Source organism: Pseudoalteromonas sp. 1181_04 (assembly GCF_052850545.1).
Genome location: NZ_VXCS01000024.1, coordinates 57,288 through 78,507 on the forward strand (window position 1 = coordinate 57,288; position 21,220 = coordinate 78,507).

17 protein-coding genes are annotated in these 21,220 nt (G+C 40.4%); 10 read left to right on the top strand and 7 right to left on the bottom strand.

Going from position 1 to position 21,220, the window contains the following annotated elements; translation table 11 throughout:
* Window positions 1-153: 153 nt before the first annotated feature.
* From FW757_RS18465 to FW757_RS18480, 4 genes are read left to right on the top strand one after another with little or no spacing between them, the layout of a single operon-like run.
* Window positions 154-816: a methylamine utilization protein gene (locus FW757_RS18465; protein ID WP_446441554.1), complete on the top strand. Its 663-nt coding sequence runs from the start codon at window positions 154-156 to the stop codon at window positions 814-816.
* Window positions 806-3,118 carry an EAL domain-containing protein gene (locus tag FW757_RS18470; RefSeq protein ID WP_446441555.1) on the top strand — a complete coding sequence of 771 codons (2,313 nt, stop codon included), beginning with the start codon at window positions 806-808 and terminating at the stop codon, window positions 3,116-3,118. The genes FW757_RS18465 and FW757_RS18470 overlap by 11 nt, the downstream gene beginning before the upstream one ends.
* Complete coding sequence (locus tag FW757_RS18475; RefSeq protein WP_446441556.1) at window positions 3,105-3,938, top strand: DUF3034 family protein; 834 nt, start codon at window positions 3,105-3,107, stop codon at window positions 3,936-3,938. The genes FW757_RS18470 and FW757_RS18475 overlap by 14 nt, the downstream gene beginning before the upstream one ends.
* Window positions 3,938-4,357 (top strand): group I truncated hemoglobin, encoded by a 420-nt coding sequence (locus FW757_RS18480; protein ID WP_446441557.1) that lies wholly within the window; start codon window positions 3,938-3,940, stop codon window positions 4,355-4,357. Before FW757_RS18475 ends, FW757_RS18480 begins: the two co-directional genes overlap by 1 nt.
* On the opposite strand, the gene FW757_RS18485 is transcribed toward FW757_RS18480, so the two are convergent.
* The gene (locus FW757_RS18485; protein ID WP_182718335.1) at window positions 4,354-5,364 is read right to left on the bottom strand and encodes a glycosyltransferase family 9 protein; all 1,011 of its coding nucleotides are present in this window, start codon (window positions 5,362-5,364) and stop codon (window positions 4,354-4,356) included. The two genes, FW757_RS18480 and FW757_RS18485, sit on opposite strands and share 4 nt — an antisense overlap.
* Window positions 5,365-5,621: 257 nt before the next feature.
* Here FW757_RS18485 and FW757_RS18490 point away from each other — a divergent pair, with 257 nt between their 5' ends.
* Complete coding sequence (locus FW757_RS18490) at window positions 5,622-6,476, top strand: sulfurtransferase (RefSeq protein WP_182718334.1); 855 nt, start codon at window positions 5,622-5,624, stop codon at window positions 6,474-6,476.
* On the opposite strand, the gene FW757_RS18495 is transcribed toward FW757_RS18490, so the two are convergent.
* The 3 genes from FW757_RS18495 to FW757_RS18505 all read right to left on the bottom strand — a co-directional run bounded on the left by FW757_RS18495 (window position 6,445) and on the right by FW757_RS18505 (window position 10,965).
* The gene (locus FW757_RS18495) at window positions 6,445-7,989 is read right to left on the bottom strand and encodes a tetratricopeptide repeat-containing sulfotransferase family protein (protein WP_259401724.1); all 1,545 of its coding nucleotides are present in this window, start codon (window positions 7,987-7,989) and stop codon (window positions 6,445-6,447) included. The genes FW757_RS18490 and FW757_RS18495 overlap by 32 nt on opposite strands.
* A 64-nt stretch (window positions 7,990-8,053) precedes the next feature.
* A complete protein-coding gene (locus FW757_RS18500; protein ID WP_446441558.1) occupies window positions 8,054-10,438 on the bottom strand; it encodes a TonB-dependent receptor in 2,385 nt (794 codons plus the stop codon).
* A gap of 170 nt (window positions 10,439-10,608) precedes the next feature.
* Window positions 10,609-10,965, bottom strand: coding sequence for a DUF5522 domain-containing protein (locus FW757_RS18505; RefSeq protein WP_182718331.1), 357 nt, complete (start codon window positions 10,963-10,965; stop codon window positions 10,609-10,611).
* Between the two features lie 55 nt (window positions 10,966-11,020).
* Between FW757_RS18505 and FW757_RS18510 the strand changes: the two genes are divergently transcribed.
* Window positions 11,021-11,347, top strand: coding sequence for a hypothetical protein (locus FW757_RS18510; RefSeq protein WP_182718330.1), 327 nt, complete (start codon window positions 11,021-11,023; stop codon window positions 11,345-11,347).
* Window positions 11,348-11,432: 85 nt separating this feature from the next.
* Complete coding sequence (locus FW757_RS18515; protein ID WP_182767278.1) at window positions 11,433-12,662, top strand: hypothetical protein; 1,230 nt, start codon at window positions 11,433-11,435, stop codon at window positions 12,660-12,662.
* Between the two features lie 101 nt (window positions 12,663-12,763).
* Here the strand turns inward: FW757_RS18515 and FW757_RS18520 are convergent, their stop codons facing one another.
* Window positions 12,764-13,732 carry a class 1 fructose-bisphosphatase gene (locus tag FW757_RS18520; RefSeq protein WP_145234740.1) on the bottom strand — a complete coding sequence of 323 codons (969 nt, stop codon included), beginning with the start codon at window positions 13,730-13,732 and terminating at the stop codon, window positions 12,764-12,766.
* Between the two features lie 161 nt (window positions 13,733-13,893).
* Here FW757_RS18520 and FW757_RS18525 point away from each other — a divergent pair, with 161 nt between their 5' ends.
* On the top strand, window positions 13,894-16,323 hold the full coding sequence (locus tag FW757_RS18525) for a zinc-dependent metalloprotease (protein WP_182767277.1): 2,430 nt from the start codon (window positions 13,894-13,896) through the stop codon (window positions 16,321-16,323).
* A gap of 104 nt (window positions 16,324-16,427) precedes the next feature.
* Window positions 16,428-17,201 (top strand): YggN family protein, encoded by a 774-nt coding sequence (locus tag FW757_RS18530; protein ID WP_149983146.1) that lies wholly within the window; start codon window positions 16,428-16,430, stop codon window positions 17,199-17,201.
* A gap of 66 nt (window positions 17,202-17,267) precedes the next feature.
* Here FW757_RS18530 and FW757_RS18535 read toward each other — a convergent pair whose 3' ends face one another.
* Both FW757_RS18535 and rsuA read right to left on the bottom strand, forming a co-directional pair.
* Complete coding sequence (locus FW757_RS18535; RefSeq protein WP_182718327.1) at window positions 17,268-18,938, bottom strand: methyl-accepting chemotaxis protein; 1,671 nt, start codon at window positions 18,936-18,938, stop codon at window positions 17,268-17,270.
* 83 nt (window positions 18,939-19,021) lie between these two features.
* Window positions 19,022-19,720, bottom strand: coding sequence for a 16S rRNA pseudouridine(516) synthase RsuA (gene rsuA / locus FW757_RS18540; RefSeq protein ID WP_446441559.1), 699 nt, complete (start codon window positions 19,718-19,720; stop codon window positions 19,022-19,024).
* 58 nt (window positions 19,721-19,778) lie between these two features.
* Between rsuA and zapE the strand changes: the two genes are divergently transcribed.
* The gene (gene zapE, locus FW757_RS18545; RefSeq protein WP_446441560.1) at window positions 19,779-20,888 is read left to right on the top strand and encodes a cell division protein ZapE; all 1,110 of its coding nucleotides are present in this window, start codon (window positions 19,779-19,781) and stop codon (window positions 20,886-20,888) included.
* Window positions 20,889-21,220 lie beyond the last annotated feature (332 nt).

Sequence of the window (21,220 nt, forward strand, 5' to 3'; positions counted from 1 at the left end):
TTTGCTTGCTGTTGTTTAAAAGCCTTAAGTTTTCCTATTATTTAGTGTAACTGGGCTTTTATTCTTGCATTTGGAGTCAGTCTCTAATTAACTTAACCTAAGATTAATTAGCGATACTCATAGGTTAGTGTTCGCCCTACCGAGGATGACTAAATGAAGTTGCAAAAAATGGCAACCCAAAGCATTGTGACTCTTTTAACAATGGCGTGTTCATATGTAGCCTTTGCACAAGACGTTACGCTCAATATCGTTGATCAACATGGGCAGCCACTTAAAAATGCAGTAGTAGAACTTGTTAGTGAAGGTGGTAATAAGTCATCACAACAGTTACCAGTACTGATCATGGATCAAGTCGATAAACAGTTTTCACCGACACTGTTAATTGCTCAGCAGGGGCAGCAGGTCAACTTTCCAAATAGCGATAATATTCGCCATCATGTGTACTCTTTTTCTCAGGCTAAACCATTTCAGTTGAAACTTTATTCGGGACAACCAGAAAGCCCGATCACATTTGAGAATCAAGGGGTCGTAGTGCTTGGCTGTAATATCCATGATTCTATGTTAGGGTATATTTATGTAGCAAAAAGCGCTGATGTTTATCAAAGTGATGAACTGGGAAATGTGCCGCTAAATGGGCTAACACTACCTGTAAAGCTAAGTCTTTGGCATTCATTACAAAAGAACACACTCGAAGAAAAACAGCCTTTAATGTTAGCTGTCAATGCACCTCATAGTTTACAAGTAACACTGCAAACAACTGAGCCTAAGCCACGCAATACTTTTGGTAGCAAGTTTAAGGGTGGGAATGACAAATAGTTTAAAAAATCGCATAACTATTTTATGTGTAGGCTTAGTGTTATTAACTACAGTTATGAGCTTATTTAGTTTCTGGTGGTCGACTAGTCAATTTAATGAAAAAAAGGTCACCCAAGATATTAATGTGGCTGAAAATGTTTATAAGCAGTACTTAGCGTCGAAAGAAAGTTTATTGCTCACAGCTGCAAAAGTATTGACTGCTGATTTTGGTTTTAAACAAGCGGTTGCCACTAAAGATGCAAATACGATTAGTAGCGCATTGTATAATCATAGTCAGCGAATTAATGCTGATTTAATGTTGTTATTGGACTTATCAGGTAAGTTGGTATCAACTAATCGACAACAAGACTTTGATAATAATTTACAAGCGTTAATGAGTGAGTTGCTCAACAATACCGAGCAATCTAGCTTTGTTGTGCTAAATAATGAGCTATATCAGGTTATTTTATTACCTATTAAAGCCCCACGTACTATCGCGCACAGTTTAGTCGGCTTTAAAATTGATGATGAGGTTGCGGTTGAGCTAAAAAACTTAACCGGTATGGATGTAAGCTTTATTGCTAACAGCGATAATTTGGTTAAAAGCTCTTTGTTAGAGCGCCCGACGCCGTTTATTCCGACTGAATATTTTCATAAAACAACCACGCAACGAATTTTTGGTGAACAACTGGTATATCGCAATCGCGATGTACACCTACCTTCCCTTGACGATCATCCCGTTAATGTATTACTGAGTGCTGATCTAACACAAAGTTACAGTGAATTTGAGCGGCTGTTTTACACGTTAGTCATTCTCGCGTCTTTAACGATTTTTATCGGTGTTATTACCAGTAGTTTATTGGCCAAAAACTTAACCATGCCATTATCACAATTAGTGACTTTAGCGCGGCAGTTTGCCCGAGGAAACTACAGTGTTGACGCGATGAGCAAAAAGCAAAGCAATGAAATAGCTACATTAATAGATGCTTTTAAAAACATGGGTAATGATATTAAAGAACGTGAACAACAAATTAGCTTTGCAGCAAAACATGACTCTTTAACTGGCTTTTATAATCGTTCTGCAATGCTGGAAGTGTTGAATGAAAACCTTAAAAAAACCCAAGAATACACTTTAGTGGCAATCGATATTCGTGGTCTTAGGCATATTAACGATAAGCTAGGGGCTCGTATTGGTGATGATTGCTTAAAAGCTGTGGCGTTACGGATTGCTGAGTTTTCAGATGAGTTTGGCGGTTTACATGCGCGTATTGGTGGTGATGAATTTTTAACCGCTTTTCCTAGTAGTGCGGGGCGTAATCTTAAAAGTGGTATAGTCGGATTAATGGCTCAGTTACAAGCGGGTTATACTATTCAAAAGCTTAAAATCAACTTACGCTTTAGTGCTGGTGTGGTGGAGTATCCTTCGCAAGGGTTACAAGCGGATGATTTAATGCGTCGGGTATTGATTGCTGTGGATAGTGCCGCCAGTGCTCATGAAAATATTCATTACTACCTGCCCGGAGAAGATGAAGCACATCTTGAAAGGCTCATCATGATCGATGAGCTCAAGCAAGCGATTCATGATGATGATGGTCAACTGTTTATGACCTATCAGCCTAAACTACATATCGCTACACAACAAATCAATAAAGTGGAATCGCTCATTCGTTGGCAACGCAAGGATGGTAGTTGGGTATCGCCGGAGCTATTTATTGATCTAGCTGAGCAATCGGGATTGATTGTTGACCTTACCGGTTGGGTGGTAAAAACAGTGATAGCACAGGTCGGACTTTGGCAACAGCAAGGCATTTATATGCAAGCTGCGATTAATGTTTCAGCCCAAGATATCGCTTACCCCGGCTTTCACTCCAATTTAATTCGTACTTTAAAACAGTTTTCAGTTGCACCTGCGCTTATCACGATTGAATTAACAGAGCGCGATATGATTGAAAATGAAGAAAAGGGCATTCACGCGCTGGAGAATCTTAAAGCGATCGGTGTCAAAATATCTCTTGATGATTATGGGGTTGGGCAAACATCGCTAGGGCGCTTGAAAATGTTACCTATTGACGAGCTGAAATTAGATAAATGTTTTATTCTTAAACTTGATGAATCTGAAAAGGATCAGTTTATTGTTGAATCCACAATTACCTTAGGTCATCAGCTTGGCTTCTCTGTCGTAGCCGAAGGGGTTGAAACATTAGGATCGCTAGAGCTGTTACAAAAAATGCAGTGTGATCATGTGCAAGGGTATTATCTAAGTCGTCCACTCAAAGCCGATGCGTTTGAGCAATGGTTGGAGCAGTATAATGAAAAAGCTTAAATTATTATTTTTAGCTGTTATCGCATTATCTGCATTTAATAGCTTAGCCTCAAAAGGCAAGCTGCTAGCAACGCCTGGAGTATCGCAAGTAGAAGGTAGTGGTGGTGGTGGTATCGTGCCTTGGGCGCAGCTTGCGGGTTATGCCAGCGAAGATGAGTTTTCTATTAATGGCTTTTGTAGTCGGGCTGATGTTACCGATTACAGCTTAGATGTATGCGGTGCCCAAGTTAACTTGTTTAATCGCGTTGAGCTTAGCTATGCACAGCAAAACTTTGCTGTGCCGGCGCTAAATACCGAGATAGAACAAGAAATCACCGGTGTTAAGATTAGGCTCTATGGTGATATTGTTTATAGTGACTGGCCTCAACTTTCGCTGGGAGTACAATACAAATCCCTTGATGATGGCGCAGTCGCGACATTAGTAGGGGCTAATGACACCTCAGGTATAGATATTTACCTTGCTGCAAGCAAGTTACATTTAGGGGCCATTGCAGGTTATAACTGGTTTTGGAATGTTACCACGCGTTATAGTGAAGCAAATCAGCTTGGCTTACTTGGATACGGTGGAGCGAATAGCAATGAAAAACTCTTATTTGAAGCTAGTACTGCCATTTTTCTTAGTCGAGAAGTTGCTGTTGGAATAGAGTATCGTCAAAAATCAAATAATCTCGGATTGGGTGAGCAAGATTGGCAAGATGTATTTGTTGCTTGGATGCCAAATAAATACGTAAGTGTCACTGCCGCATACCTTGATTTAGGTAGTATTGCTGGAGCAAAAGACCAAACCGGTTGGTACTTATCGGTAACAGGATATTGGTAATGGAAAAAATACTAACAACGATAGTGTTAATAGCCAGCTTAGCTGGTTGTTCATCGGCTTCAAATCTAACGTTTTATCAGCAACTTGATGGTAAAGCAGGGCTACAAAGACTGGTTGATAGTTTCATTAATCAAATCGGTAATGACGAACAAATTATTCATTACTTTGAGCATGCAAATATTAGCCATTTCCGCGAAGGCTTTATTAATCATTTGTGTGTATTAACTGATGGGCCCTGTGAGTACACGCGTGATAGTATGGTTGATATTCATACTGGCATGCACATCACGGAGGCTGACTTTAATCATGTGGTTGATTTGTTAATCAATGCCATGAATGAACAAAATATTAGTCATACAGTGCAAAATAAAATACTCGCGAAAATGGCACCACTGAGAACCGAGATTATTAAGATTTAGTGATCCAGTAACTTTAAAGCAGCTTCACTGACGTGATGTGGCTTTATTTCGTTAATAATATCTTTTTCAAGTAGCTGATCGCCATTTGCAATTAACGTAATGGCATTAGTTACTTTGGGTGCCACAACACTCCATGGCGAAGTTCCTAAGCCCACAACAGCAACAAAAGGAATATTGAATGCAGCTGCAATATGCATGGGACCAGAATCGATTGTCAGTAATAAATCAAGCTCACCGATAGCGTCTATCATAGTAATAATCGAGGTTTTCCCAGCAAGGACGACAGAGTCAATTTTTTGCTGGTTTAGCCGCTCCTGTAATTGTTGGGTATCTTCAAGCTCACCGTTATCACCAAAAATATAAAATGTGCAGTCAATATTTTTAGCTATATCAACCATTGCAACAAATGAAAGCTCATTAGGGTAATGACGCAAGCCTTTATTTTTTCCGCCAAAATAAACCCCGATAGATTTTTTGTTCTGTTTAGGGATTAACAGGCTCGGCTCTTTTACGATTGCTGTTTTTGGTATAGAGCTAAACGGATTACCATGTGGCTCATTCACAAGTCGGCAGTAGCGAAATATATAGTGGTGATTTTCGTCTAATTTCAGTTTGTGTGTTAACAGTGGTGAGCGACCATTTTTTGCATAACCTACTCGGTATTTGATACTTGCTAAAAAGCAAAGTATTGCTTCAGACAATGAGTTGCGCATAATTACTGCAAGCTCAATGTTAGCATTTTTGAGTATTTTTGCTTGTGCCCACATAGAGATGGGTTTGTTATTATCAAAGCGTTCATCCACGATAACACAGTAGTCAGTCTCGCGTTTAAACATCTCAGCTAAGTGAGGTCTAACAAATAAGATAATGCTTTTAGTTGGATAAAGGTCTTTAAGTAGTTGTAAAGCCGGTGTGCAATTGACTGCATCACCAATAAATTTTGGTAGTACTACTAAAATATTGCCTGCTATTTGGCTGCTTACTATTTGTTGATTATTTTTTTTCATCTAAGTTTAGCCTTTAGAACTGTCAATATTAAGATATTTTAAAATCATCTTTGTATCACATTGTTTGCAATATAATGCCTAGTATAAATGTATATAATTGTAGAAAAAATATTTTTTAGTTTATTCTTGATAATTTAAGTAATTTACAGTGTATATAGAAGCTGGCAAAATTATTGTGCAAAATGTACCGTAACTATTTTAATAATAGGCTCTGGTAGAGAAGGCTTAGTAATATGTAACAGAAGTAAAGGAACACAATGAAAAACATAGTAACTTGCCAATGGCTAAACGAGCACTTAAACGACCCAAAGCTGGTTATCTTTGATGCTGGCATGGTGCGCCCAGGTAAGCTGGGTGAGTATAAACCGCAGGCTAAGTTGCCAAATGCACAGCGTTTTGACTTTAAAAAGCAATTAGCCGATCAAGACAATCCGCTACCGCATACCATGTGCAGTGCGGAGCAATTTACTCAGCAGATGCAGTTAATGGGGGTTGATAAAGATTCCTTAGTTATCATCTACGAAGACCAAGGCTTATTTAGTGCTGCAAGAGGTTGGTGGATGTTTAAAGCCATGGGCTTTGATAATGTCAAAGTACTCAGTGGTGGCCTTGCTAAGTGGCAGTCGTTGGGTTATTTAACGCAAATTGAATATAGTCGCCATTATCATAAAGGTAACTTTGTTGCCAAACCGCGAGTTGGTTACTTTATTGATGCGGCTGCAGTCTTTCAGGGCATAGATGATGAACATACCGTACTACTTGATGCACGAGGTTATCAGCGTTATTTAGGTGAAATGGCAGAGCCGAGAGCTGGGATGCGCAGCGGCCATATTCCTAATAGCCGCGCTTTACCTTTTGTTGAATTATTGGATGATGGCGAAGCAAAACCATTCGTTGACATTAAAGCTGCTTTCGAGGCTGTACTTGGCGATCAAGCAGATCTGCAAACTACCTTGCAATTTAGTTGTGGCTCCGGCGTTACTGCATGTATCTTGGCGTTATTTGCCGATGAGTGTGGATATGAAAATCTGCATGTTTATGACGGCTCATGGAGTGAGTGGGGCGGCCGAGACGAACTACCTATCGAAACGGGTCCCTGTCCTTCGCGTTAAACGCAAATCCGTAGTGCTGCCAGTAATCAATGGCTTTTTTATTGAGAGGCTGGCGTACTTGTACTTTGCTTGCTGTTGCCGACGGGCTATGTTGTTTATGAAAATCCAGACACTTAACTTGCCAAGGTAAATCACAAAAATCATAGAGCTGTTGCGTGCTTGTGATTGGCTCTGATACTAATGTTTCGTATTGCATAATCATCACATTATCCGGGTGTTTTGCTGCAAAATGATTTATCAAAGAGCTGTAATCTTGATAAAAACTATCGATGTCTTGCAGGTTATAGCTATAGTGATGAAACGCACTGGCTGGGCTGTACAGTTGGCGGTAATTAGCTATACAGCTAGCTTTTCGGCCTCGTTGCATGCAAATGATTTTAGCCTTCGGGAAAGCCGCTAAAATTAAATCGATATAGTAAAAATTAAATGGCTGTTTGTCGCAGCTGCGTAGCTGTGGTGCTACTAGTTGACTAATACGCTGTTTATACTGACTCAACTGCGCCATTAACGCAGCATTTTTATATGCATCATTGAGCACCACGCTATTTAATGGCTGAGCATTATTACCTTGGCAAAGCTGGGCAATATCATTGAGTTCACCAACACCTTGCACCAGATCTGATTGATTCATTATTTTTTCTAGCAAAGTAGTCCCTGAGCGCGGCATACCAACAATAAATATCGGGGTAAAATCGTTGTCGCTTAAGGACGGCGTATACCTGTGACTTAAGGTTATCAGTTGCTGGCAAAATGCTTTGTGAGCTTGCGCATCATATTTTACATGCTGATAGATCGCTTGCTTACTTGTAGTAATGTGGGCAAAGGCTTGCTTATAATCAGCGCAGTGCTCGTGATTGAGTGCAATCGCATGGTGCAGAAATTGTTGCTGCATCGGCGTTTTAGCGTATTCGGTTAAAGTTAACAGCTGTTGTAAATGCTGCTTAGCCTGCTTGTTATTGTTAAGTTCAGCGAGCGAGTAGTGAGCTTGAAAATGCTGCGGATGTAACTCTGTAAGTGTACGCAGTAGCTGTATAGCATCATTCAATTGCCCCATGATTTTATAGGCCACAGCTAAGTTATAACTTATTTGCGGATTGTTAGGGGCTTGTTGATAGGCCCGTAATTGCCACTCGAGCGCCAGTGGATAATGGCCTAAACGAGTCAGTACATTAGCAATTAAATCGCATTCAATAACTTCATAATATGGATGTTTTATTGCTTCAGTTATATATTGCTGCGCATCTAACAGCTGCCCGCGCAGTACGGCAAATTTGGCTGAGTGAGCAAAATATAAAGGTAGGGGCGTAATACTAATCGCTTTGTTTAAGAGTTTATTTGCTTTGCTTATATCATTTGCTGCAACATTTACTTGCGCCAGCAAAAAATAGCTAAAGTGATCATCTGGTGTGTTTTTAATATTACTGATCAGTAATAAATGCGCGTCATTAAGCTTGCTATGATTAATAGCGTGCTCAATTTGTTGTTGTAGGTTTTTTTGTATCGATGTCAGCATGGCAATAAGCATAAAAGCCTTGGCGTAAAACACCAAGGCTTTTTTAGTTTATAGATAACCGTTATTACAGTTCAAAGTTATACGTAAACTTCATGCCGATAGTACGCGGTGTTGTAGTGTAGTGACCATACACACGTTGTAGTTCAGGAAGTTCTTTCGAATCAATCCAAGACTTATCTCGACGTACAGAGGTGAACGCGTACTTATCGAATAAGTTATCAACATAGAGAGTGGCCGACCACATATCACCGGTTAGCTTGGCAGATAAGTTACTCAAGGCATAGCCTGCAAGCGTTTCACCATCAGCTTTTAAGCCAATTTTAGTGATCGTATCGCTCTGTGCTGTTATACCGTAATTTACGCTTAAAAGTTTATTATCTAATACATCTTGTTCGTAACGCAGACCAAACGAGAATTGATGCTCAGGCGCACCTGGCAAGCGGTCGCCATCTTCACCGCCTTGTACTCCTGCACCAAATACATCAGGAGAATCTTCAGTTAATTGCGCTTTGGCATAAGCGTATGTGGCATAAGCAGTCCAGTTATCCGCGATGATTGCACGGCTTGAAACTTCAACCCCTTTAGAGTTAGCAGTAGCTGCATTTGAGGTAATCAACTCCTGACCATTTACGGTTGTGCTACCGATTTGCGCGTCTTTCCAATCAACATTAAATAATGCCGCGTTAAAGTGTAGGCGGTTTTTAAACCAGCTCGATTTAAAACCAAGTTCATAATTTACAGTGGTATCAGGTTCATAACCAATTTCATTTGGTAGAGCACAGACAATTTGTTGTTCAGGTAACACATCAGGGCAAGGAGCTAGGCCGTTGCCACCACCAATCCTAAAGCCTTCACTAACGGTAAAATAGGCTAGTACACCAGTTTCAAAAGTGTAATTAGCGTTAAATTTAAATAAGTTACCGTTATCACTGGCGCTCGTATTCACCATTGCAAGTTGATCTAATGATGAAAAATCACCTGAATACAACGGTGTGGCTGAGCCTGAAGTAGTGGATACATCATATTCGTAAAAACGCGCACCAAGGGTTACATTGAATTGATCGGTAAACGCATAACCTACTTCACCAAATAGTGCTTTTTCAGTGGTTTCAGAGTCACTGACTAAAATATACTCGAGATCTTGTTGTAGATTAGGAATATCATCGCCCCAAAACTCAGTTAAACCGGGTGTGTATTCGCGATCGTCTGAGTGAGTTTCAAGCTTGTTGTAGTAACCACCGACAATCCAGTTAAAAGCACTATCAGAGTTAGACACTAAACGAATTTCTTGAGTGAAACTATCACGTTTTGATGTATCCAAGGTTTGCGCAACAAACGCTGGAAATTCTGCATAACCAGTCCATATGTCGTAAAGCAAATCAGTTTGATCACGTTGTCCAGATTGCTCATAGCTTGACCAACCAGAGGCAGATACAAGTTCAGCAAAACCTAAATCCGCTTTAATTTCCAAGCTTAATAAGTCGTTTTCTTCTTCACCAGGCTCAAGTATCCGCGCGGCATTTTCATACTGGCCAACCATCCCTTGTAGGCCACTGCTGTCACTTAATGAATTATATTGCGATGTAGAATTACCGCCATTTTCTTGTTTTTGATAAAAATAGTTTAGCGTTGCCTCTACAGCTTCATTAGCTTGCCAGCGAAGTGATACACGACCTGTGGTAATTTGCTCATCATTTACATCACTGACATTGCGCAAGTTAGCACTGACATCTTGTGGGTTGGTAAAATCAGGGTTTGGGTTTGATACGCCTGGGTTTTGTACTACGAAGTTATAATCGATATAACCTGGGTTGGTGTAGTAATTGACGCTAGCGCGAATAGCCAATACATCGTCAATTAACGGCGTATTAAATACTAAACCCAACTCACCGCCAGTGCCGTCACTTTCGTTTAAGCTAAACACATCACCAGTGACTTGGCCTTCGGTAATATCGAGCTGAGGTTGTTTTAATAAGTAACGAATTGCACCACCTAATGTTCCCGCTCCGTATAATGTACCTTGTGGACCGATAAGCACTTCAACACGGTCTACGTCTGTTAAACGTAAATCAATATTAAGTGGAATTTCACCCACGTAAGTGGCAACTGTACCGCCATCAGAAATACGATCAGAAGTATTAGTATTTAAGCCACGGACAATAATCGGTGAACCTTCACGGCCACCTTGATCAGAAATAGTTAAACCTGGCACCCAGCGTGCCACATCTTCAAGATCACCAATGTTTTGATCTTTGATCACATCACCATCAAGGGCGGTAATATTAAGTGGTGCCTCTTGCACTGAGCCCGCACGACGAGTCGCGGTAATTTGAATTGTTTCAATTGCTTTTTCTGCTTGGGTTGTTGACTGCGCAGCAGCAAGATGGTGGCTATTAAATAAAATAGCAGAAACAGCTGATGCAAGAAGTGCTGGCCTAAAGGTGTTCATGTTCATTTTCCGAATAAGTTACAGTGATTTTATGCTTAAAAATCAACCTGAGGCGATATGTTAAGCAGATTTTCTGGATGTTTTATGAATTTATATCCAATTATAGTGTATTTTTATTCTGCCAGTCATGCGTTATTTGCAGCTTTATGCCATTATTTTGAATAAATACTCTATACGTTTTTATAAGGACAGTTTTTACAATTGTTTTTACAGCACTTTCCACGCTTTAAGAAGAACCAGCGGCTGAATACCATATAATTGTTTTGCATTTCATAATCGAGGTGCTCGATTAAATTGGCGTTAGTCTGAAAGGACTTTGCGAAAGTAAGCTGCTCTTTGAGAGGCCGCAGGTAAAGGGTACTTAGAAACTGATTAATTTTAGCCAAGGTACACACTCGGCATAAACAACTGGTGGTTGTGTTATCAAGCGGTAAAATAGCAGGCAGTTCATTGCACCAACATGTATCGATATCATCAACATTACAGGTGAGCGAAGCTTTACATTGTGAACAGGCTAGGGTTGTCATTAGATATTGGGTCAATTTTTAAAATAATCATTAATAGAATAACAGATAAACAAATATGAACAGAGCACAAGCGTTAGCAGAATTTGCCACCTTCGGCAAAAATAAAGATCAAGCCATTGGCATTATTGTTTCATCATTGACAGGTGATCAAAGCCCAGCTTACATATTAACGCTCGAAGCCGTACTCAATGTGCTCACTCGATGCCTTGCCGGCGAAATAGATTTAGACGACCTAGAGCTGTGGGCCAATGTTTTAGAGTCAAGAACCGACATAGACCACAGCGCCGTCGAAGGTGTAATTTATGCTTTAAGCAACAGCGAACAAATGGGCGAGATAGATAATAGTAAAATTGAGAGGTTAGTTGGGTTATTGATAAACTAACCATTTGCCTAGATTGTAGTGTTAAAGTCTTGATGTATTCTGATAAAGTACAAAATAGTAAAATATATTTTGTGGAATCTATAGCATGTATCTGAATAATAAAATGGCTTTATCAGGCGGTGAGGCTTTAGATCTGTATCTACAAGGAAGAGAGGTATGGAATGAATGGGTTGAAAATAACCCTGATGCAAGTATAAATTTCTCAGGTATCAATTTTTCAAAATATAAAGGTGATAGTCAACTCTCAGCTGATTTTAGTGATTTTCATTTCCCAGGTGGAGTTGTAGATTTCAGTAATACAATTTTTGGAAATCACTTAGTAAGTTTTACTGGGGCTATTTTTAATAGTGTTTATGTTCTATTCAATAACGCTAATTTCGGCAATGGCGGTGTTAATTTCTTTTCTACAAAATTTTTGAAAGCGGGTATGTGTGTGGAATTTGACGCTGCTAGATTTGGTCGAGGAAATATAAACTTTGACGAAGCTAGCTTTAATTGCAATAAAGTTAGTTTTAAAGGGATTTCTAGTAAGAAGGGAAACCTAAGCTTCCTTGGCACTACATTCAATACACACTTTCTGAATTTTGAGTCAATGACTGTAGATGGAGAGTTTAGGTTTCTGCACATAAAAGGTATTGATAAAATACAAGGAGTTTCATTCAAATATTCCTGCTTTAAGCGCAGTTTTGATATTTCAAATAATAAATTTAACTGTGTAATTGATTTAACTCAAACAGCAATGAGTAACCATTGTAATTTAGAAGGCGTTGTATGCGCACCTAAAGAATTAACAAATCATCGGTTTATAAGGAAAACATGCAATAAAGATAATATCGCTCGATTTAGGCGGTTAAAAGAGTTAGCTGAAGTCAATAAAGATCATGATCGTGCTTTAGACTTTCATGCATATGAAATGCGCAGTAAACGAGGACATGAAAATATCACAAAAAGCGGTCTTTTCTTGGATATTACTTTTGATTGGTTAAGTAATTATGGGCGAAGTGAGCTGAGACCATTTTTGGCTTTAGTAGCGGTTTGGCTTTTATTTACTGTGCTGTATTTTATTTCCTCTCCTGAAACTGTAATAGGCTTAAATGGTCATTGGCAAAAACTAACCGAAGCTCTTTCGTTTTCTGGTGGTCAAATAATGCCTATTATTCCGGACAGTAGGTTAGCCAGAAATGAGGGAGTTGAAATATTATTTAAAGGTGATTTATCTCCTTTACTACACCTAGCAACTTTTTTACAAAGCATCATTTCTTTATTAATGCTGTTTCTTATAGGTTTAGCGCTTAGGAATCGGTTTAGAATTTAAATATCTAGGGGCTATAAATAACTAAATGTAAGATAAAAGCCGCGCTTGATTTAACAAGCGCGGCTTTTATTTTATAGCTTAAAACTTATGACTTACAGCTATTACTTATGGTATCCCAAACAGGTCTCTACTTCGTTTTTAGAGCCTAGAATCACTGCTACACGCTGGTGGATGGCGTCTGGTTGTATATCCATAATACGCTCAGTGCCTGTTGATGCGATGCCGCCAGCTTGTTCGATTAACATGGCCATTGGGTTTGCTTCATAAAGTAAGCGTAGTTTGTTTGGTTTGTTCGGATCTTTCGTATCGGTAGGGTAAGTAAAAATACCACCACGGCATAACACGCGGTGCACGTCACCAACCATGGCAGCAATCCAGCGCATGTTAAAGTTACGCGCTCGTGGGCCTGTTTCGCCAGCCATTAAGTCATTTATGTAGTTTTGCATCGCAGGCTGCCAATGGCGTTGATTTGACGCATTGATGGCGTATTCGTTGGTCTCTTCTGGTACTTGGGCAAAATCTTGAGTTAATAAGAAGCTGCCGTGTGTTTTATCTAGCGTGAAGAAACGAGTACCTTTGCCAGTCGTTAATGCAAGCACTGTAGATGGGCCATATAATACATATCCCGCAGCGACTTGGCTTTTACCCGGCTGCATAAAGATACTTTGATCTGCAGGATCTGAGCCTTCAGGCGCTTTCATTACTGAGAAAATAGTACCAACCAGTGAATTGATATCGGTATTTGATGAGCCATCAAGTGGGTCAAACGCAACGATATATTCTGCATTCGGGTTGCCAGCTACTGTGTAGTCTTCTTCTTCTGAGGCTATCGCTTTTACGTAGCCTGACTCCAGTAAAATATCTTTAAGTAGTTGGTTGGTCAGAACATCGAGTTTCTTTTGTGTTTCGCCTTGAATGTTTTCATCAAGCGTTGAACCTAGTACACCGGACAGGGCACCTTGGCCGACGCGGAATGAAATTTCTTTACAGGCCGCTAAAATCGTTCTGATCAATGAGATTAACTCTCTAGGGCAACCGTCTTCAAGTAATACCGGAGGTAGTCTACGCATTCTATTTTCCTGATAACGTTATGGGCCATGATAATCATAGGGTGAGAGGGATCATCACAGCAAGCGCTGAATTTCGTCTTAAATAACTGTATTTTAGGTGCAACATCCTATACTGGACACACCTTAACCGTATTTAAAACGCGAATAACAAAGATAAGATTATGCAAAAAATACCATTGATACGTTACATACTCTTTACTGTGTTGCTAACTATGATAACCCAAGCGCACGCAGCAATTAAGTCTATTAATGATTTTACTGAACAAATGAATCATTTTCCGGGCTACTTCTCTTTTTATTACGACACTCAAAACGGTAAAATTTATTTAAAAGTTGATAAACTCAAGCAGCAATTTTTATTACAGCAAAGCTTGCCTTATGGTGTCGGCTCTAACGATATTGGCCTTGATCGCGGCCAGTTAGGCAATACGCATCTAGTACAGTTTGAGCGCTTTGGCGATAAAGTGATGTTACGGGCTATTAATACCTACTACCGTGCAAATACCAGCAATAAAGCCGAACAAAAAAGTATTCAAGAAGCCTTTGCATCAAGTATTTTAGCGGGTTTTAAAGTGGTTGCACAAAGCCCGCAAGCTGTCTTGATTGATTATACGCCCTATTTACTGAGCGATGTACATGGTGTGGGTCGAACGCTTGCTGCACGTAAACAAGGCAATTTTAGCCTTGATGAAAGTCGCAGTGCAGTAAATATGGAACGCTCAAAAGCGTTTATGAAAAATACTGAACTTGAAGCTGTACTGACATTTAATGGCACTCAACCGGGTGAGTATATTCGTCAGGTCAGTGCTGACCCTTACGCATTAACCGTGCATATGCATCACTCTTTAATACAGTTACCTGATGATAATTACACGCCACGTGCGTTTCATCCGCAATCAGGTTATTGGAGTATTGAACATAAAGATTATGCCGCGCCATTAAGTGAATCAATGTTGGTACGTTATATTCCGCGTCATCGTCTAGCGAAAAAAGACCCAAGCTTACCTATTAGCGAACCCGTTGAGCCGATTATTTATTATTTAGATCCTGGTGTACCAGAGCCGGTAAAAACAGCGTTACTCGATGGCGCAAAATGGTGGGATGATGCGTTTTCTCAAGCGGGTTATAAAAATGCATTTATTGTTAAAGTGTTACCAGATAACGCGGATCCTATGGATGTGCGTTATAACGTGATCCAGTGGGTGCATCGTGCAACGCGCGGTTGGTCTTATGGCAGCTCGGTGATCGATCCGCGTACAGGTGAGATTTTAAAAGGTCACGTTACATTAGGCTCACTGCGTGTGCGCCAAGATATTTTAATAGCTGAAGCACTTGCAGCGCCTTATTTAGAAGGTAATGAAGTGGCAAAAACGTTACAAGCAATGGCACTTGATCGTATTCGCCAGCTCAGTGCTCACGAAATTGGTCACACACTTGGTATAGCGCATAATTTCTCTGCGTCAGTGGCTGATCGTGCTTCGGTGATGGATTATCCGCACCCACTAGTGGGCTTTAATGACCAAGGTGAACTCGATGTGAGCCGAGGTTATGCACAAGGTATGGGGCAGTGGGATACGCAAGTTATAAAGTACGGTTACAGTGATTTTCGTAACCTTGATGAAGATGCAGAACTAAGTGCAATTTTAGCGGATAACCAAGCTAAAGGGCTGGAGTTTATTTCTGATAGTGATGCACGAGCGCAAGGTGGCGCGCATCCAACAGCACATTTATGGGATAACGGCAGTTCGCCAAGTGAAGAGCTATTAAGAGTGCTTGACGTAAGACAACAAGCACTTGCTAAATTTGGTATTAACAATATCAAAGAAGGAACCTCACTATCTCAGCTAGAAGAGATGCTGGTGCCGCTGTATTTATTCCATCGTTATCAGGTCGAGTCTGCTGTAAAACTGATTGCAGGTGTTGATTATGATTACGAAGTACGTGGTCAAGGTATGGTAAAAGGTGCACAAGTTGTTGCAAAGGCAACTCAACAGCTCGCTTTAAAGGCCATCTTAACTACCCTAAATGCTGACAATTTAGTATTACCAGAATCAGTGTTAGCGCTAATTCCACCCAAGGCCTATGGCGAATCTAAAAGCCGAGAAAGCATTGTTGGCCGCACTGGCTTAACCTTAGATGCAATGGCGCTACCCGAAGTGGCTGCACAACATAGTTTAGCGTTATTGCTAAATAGCCAACGATTAAATCGTTTAGCACAGCAACAAGCGCGCAGTGATGCATTTTTTAGCTTAGATGAACTGCTTGCAAAGGTTTATCAGCAGGTGTTTTTGATTCAGAGTAAAAAAGGCATGGCAGGCAAAATCACTCAGCGGGTGCAGTTATTAACAGCAAAGCAGTTTGCTGATTTAGTCGCCAGTGATAAAGTTGCTCCAGAGGTGCAAGCTCAGTTGCGTTATTACTTAGTAAAACTGAGTAAGGCGTATCAGCAAGAGTCTTTACTTAGCAGTGCTGATGTTGGTGAAAGTGCGTTTAAGCAATACTTAGCCGATCAAATTAAACAGTTTCTGGCTACCGGCAATTGGCCTACAAATTTTACTGCATTACCAATCCCACCAGGATCACCAATTTAAATGTTATCTATAAGGCCCTAGAAGCTAGGGCCTAGTTTCTCTTGCATAAAACTGGTTTTTTGTTAACCTAGCCGCCTTCCATTTTTAGTCTTTTTGAGGTGTTTATGGCGTTTTTATCTCGTTCGATATTGGCGATGTCCATAGCACTATCAAGTCTTAATGTCAGCGCTAAAGCCGTGTGCGAAGTAGAGCTAAGGCATGGTTTGATCATCACTGATGATGTCATTCGTATTGTTGATAAGGGCCAAACCCGCGTACAAATAAATAATGATAATCAACTATTTATCCGTGGCTATTGGATTGATCTAACGTCAGATGAAACCCTAGTGTTAAAACAGTTTAGCGCGGGTATTCGCGATACGGTGCCTGAGTTGGTAGAGTTGGCAACTGACGGTGTTAATCTTGGCTTAAGTGCGATAGAGCAAGTTGTTGAAGGTATGTCGGACAAAGAGTCGGAAGTGCTAAAAACGCAACTGCAATATGTTGAGCGCGCTTTAATGGATAAATTTAAACGCGGTGATGATTTCTTTTTTATTGCCCCACAATCACTATCTAAAATTGATGATTTTTTTACCGAAGAGATCAGTCAAAAAATTCACTCTGCCGTGCATGGCTCTCTCGGCGCTATTTTAGTTTCTCTAGGTGATGCATTTAAGTCCCGCGAAGGTAATATTGAAGATCGTATCAATGACATGGGACAGCGCATGGATATTATTTCAAAAGAAATCGATAAGTCATTGCAGAAAAAAGCTCAACAGTTAGAGTTAAAAGCCTCAGAATACTGTGAATGTTTAAACTCGCTTGATGTCACCGAATCACGATTACAAATGATAGTACCAAGTATGGCTGATTTTGATTTAGTACAAATTAAATCTTAACTTAATCAATTCAATTAAAAAGCCCGCGTAATTAACGCGGGCTTTTTAGTTTTAGGTAACCAATTACTAGGATCTAAACTTGCCGGTTTCAGCTTCTAAATCGCTAGTCAGCCCTTTTATCAAGTCCGTTGCAGCATGGGCTTGATGCGATAGGTCTGCGGTCTGTGAGGCGGTGTCAGAGATGGTCACAATGCGTCTTGCTGTGTCTTCCCCTGCATCGAGCTGCTCTTTAGCTGCAATGGCTATTTGATGGCTCATTTGTGCGATGGCACTCAAAGATGCAGCAACACGCTGCAACTCTTCACTGGCATCTTTAGATTTCGCTACGGTTTGTTCACTGGTGGCAATACTTAAGTTAACTGAAGTTTTTGCATCTTTCGTGGCGGATTGTAATTTACCGATCATAGTACGAATTTCTTCTGTGCTAGTTTGCGTGCGCTGCGCTAGTTGACGTACTTCATCCGCAACGACCGCAAAGCCTCTTCCTTGTTCACCAGCACGGGCAGCTTCAATGGCTGCATTGAGTGCTAACAGGTTAGTTTGCTCGGCAATACTTTGAATAACAGTAAGCACATTTGCAATATTATTTACTTCATCATCAAGGAGTTGGATGTTATTACCAGCGCTGTCAATTTGTTGCTCTAAAAGAGCTATGGTATTTGCTGCCTCAGCAGTTAAATGACTGGCATTTTGTCCTTGGCTTTCGGCTTCTTGTACTGAAAAGGCGGCTTGCTCGGCATGCTCAACCACTGTTTGCGCAGAGGCTGTTAGCTCAGTGATAGCTGATGCGACCATATGGGTTTCTTCGTTTAGGCTGCGGGTCAGTTTATCAAGCTCAGTTGAGCGGGATTCGTTATCTAAACTCTGATTTTTTAGACTATCAGTAACATCTTTAATACTGCCAACTACACCCCGTAGCCCTTGTTGCATATAGTGCATGGCAGCAATAATGCTTTCAGGTTGGGCGTCAGTACGAATATGCGAATTTAAGTTGCCACGAGAAACTTGCTTAACAATACCAATTACCTCAGTGACTTCACCGCCTAACGCGTTGCTTAAAGAAATACCAAAGCGAGCAATTGCAGCAGTTAAAGCAAGGGCAATAAGTAGTGACAAGCCTAGTAACCACTTAGCGGTATTCCAGTAACGCTCATCAACTTCTTTTTCGCTGATCCCGGTACCAACATACCAACCAAAGTAAGGGGTTTTTTGTACCACAGAGGTTAGGTCAACGGTTTCACCATCACGGACAGAATCCCAATGATAAGTAATAATTTTGTTGGTTTGATTACCGACTAATTGTTCAACCATACGACCAATACTGTTACCGCTGGCATCTTTGAAATCATTAAAGCTGGTGTTGTGTAGCTGCGGATCGTGAGGTGTAGCAATAAAGTCGAGTTTATCATTCACTACGTAGACATATTCACTGTCGTGGTATTTGTTTTCACGCAACATTTGCGTGGCAAAGTCACGCGCCTGTTGCTCGGTTAGTTGCCCATTTTTAGCAAGTAACTCAAATTGCTCGACAATATTTGTCGTGCTTTTCATGAGTTGATTGATACGGGCAATATTATCGTTTTCACTAGCGTGACGAAGAGATTGTAAGCCCAGTAATGCTATAGCATTGAGTGCTATAAACATTGCTCCAGCGAACAAGATTATTTTAGTTCTTAATGCTAAACCTGACAGCACATCGAGCCCCTTATTATTGTTATGACCATGATTTTCTACCATGTTTGTCGGCTAGATGTTAGCTTTAATTAACAATAATAACGGAATTAGACGTGACTTTTACTCAAGTTTCCACTGTAGGTAATTTAAAGTAAAATTTCTGCTGCGCTTAAGAGTCGATATTCTCCGCTGGCAAGGGTCTCATCAAGCTCGATATTTGCTACTTTTTCTCTATGTAATTCAACTACTTTATTACCGACTGCGGCGAGCATACGTTTAACCTGATGATATTTACCTTCGCAGATCGACAAACGCATACGGTATGTGGCAAGTTGCTCTGCAATTGCGGGTCTGGTTAGCTCTTTTTCGTTGTGTAATTGCACCCCTTGGCGCAGTTTTTCCAGCGCATCATCCGTTAGAGGTTCTTGCGTTTCAATTAGGTAAGTCTTGAATTTGTTATGTTTTGGGGAGGTGATTTTATGTGACCAATCTCCATCATTGGTAATGATCACAAGTCCAGTCGTATCGAGATCAAGCCGACCTGCAACATGAAAATCACTCATGTTAGGTTCATCGAGTAAATCAAATACCGTTGGGTGTAACTCGTCACTGTTAGCGCATACATAACCGACCGGTTTATTCAGCATATAATAACGTTTACCTAAAAAAACTAGCGGCTTACCTTGCCACAATACGTCATCAGTTGCTGTGATTGGATGATCATAAGCGCAGATCACCTCGCCATTTACGCTGGCATCTTTATGCTTTATTCCTGCCCTCGCTTTGGTGCGTGGCGTTTCTGCTAGATGGCTAATAAATTTATCTAGGCGGCAAGGGAATTTCATTGGGTTCACACTTCTAGTCGACTACAATGGCGGCGAGTATAACGGATCGTGATAACGCATGACAGTACACAGCGGACAAATATTAGCATATTATCAACAGCAAATAGCCACCGGTAAATTGCAATTTGATGATGCCCAATTAGCGGCGGTGAATGCACTAGACAATCTCGCAATTGCCATTGATAAACCGCATCATTGGTGGCAAAAATCGATATCTTTGCAGGGCATTTATTTGTATGGACCTGTTGGACGGGGTAAATCGATGCTAATGGATGTGTTTTTTGAGACTGTAGCTATTAAACAAAAAACACGGTTACACTTCCATCATTTTATTGCTCAAGTACATACTCGCCTAGGACAGTTGCAAGGGGTTAAAAACCCGCTGGATAAAATAGCCAATGAGTGGTCAGAAACGCTGAAACTAATTTGTTTTGATGAGTTTTTTGTCTCTGATATTGGCGATGCTATGATCATGGCTGGGTTATTTAAAGCCTTGTTTGCCAAAGGCATCGTTTTGGTTGCTACGTCAAATTGTCAACCTGAGCAGCTTTATTATAACGGCTTGCAGCGAGCGCGCTTTTTACCCACCATAGCGTTAATTAAAGCGCATTGTCATATTATTAATGTCACAGGTCCTGTTGACCACCGATTTCGTTTTGGAAAGCACGCGACTCATTATTTTAACAGCTCGGCTAACTCTGAACTGGATGCTGATTTTTTGGCTTTTGCAGATAACTTACAAACAGCAACTGATATTACTATTTACGGGCGTAAACTAGCGTGTTTAAGGCTCAGCAATAATGCCATTATGTTTGATTTTATGGCGTTGTGCTCAGGCCCGCGTAGTACCGCTGATTATATTCATTTAGCAAAGTACTATCAGCGTGTATATATTTGTAATGTACCAGTAATGGGCGCTGCGGCGACAGGTAAGCAAATAGTGCATGGTATTGAAGATAGCTATCAGCGTGAAAAACAAGATTTACAAGAACATACACTAGACGATGAAGCGCGACGCTTTATTGCCTTAGTGGATGAATTTTACGACCGTGGCAAGTTATTGATACTGAGTAGCGAGGTTGGCATTGCTGATTTATATCAAGGTCAAAAGCTGGCATTTGAATACGCACGCACCGAGTCAAGATTAATAGAAATGCAAAACTGGTAGTCACGCTACTGATTATAAACGTTTACTATCTACTTATAAGTAAGAGTTGCATTCTCTTTATCTGTAGTAGCTCATATCTGATTTTGCAGTTTTGACGAATAGGTTTAGATTTAACCTGACAGGCAGCTATGAGCGATAACCGGACATTGAGATTGGCTAAATATAAGAGTTAATTGATTGGTCAAACTGCTCTTTGCGCATATATTCATGAAAATGAGCGGCGCGCCCATATTGGTTCATTTAACTCTACCTAAAAATTTGAGAAAATTTAGTGATAGTAATGCCTTAGGTAATTTGTTAAAACTATATAAAGTAGATAAATTAGCGTGGCA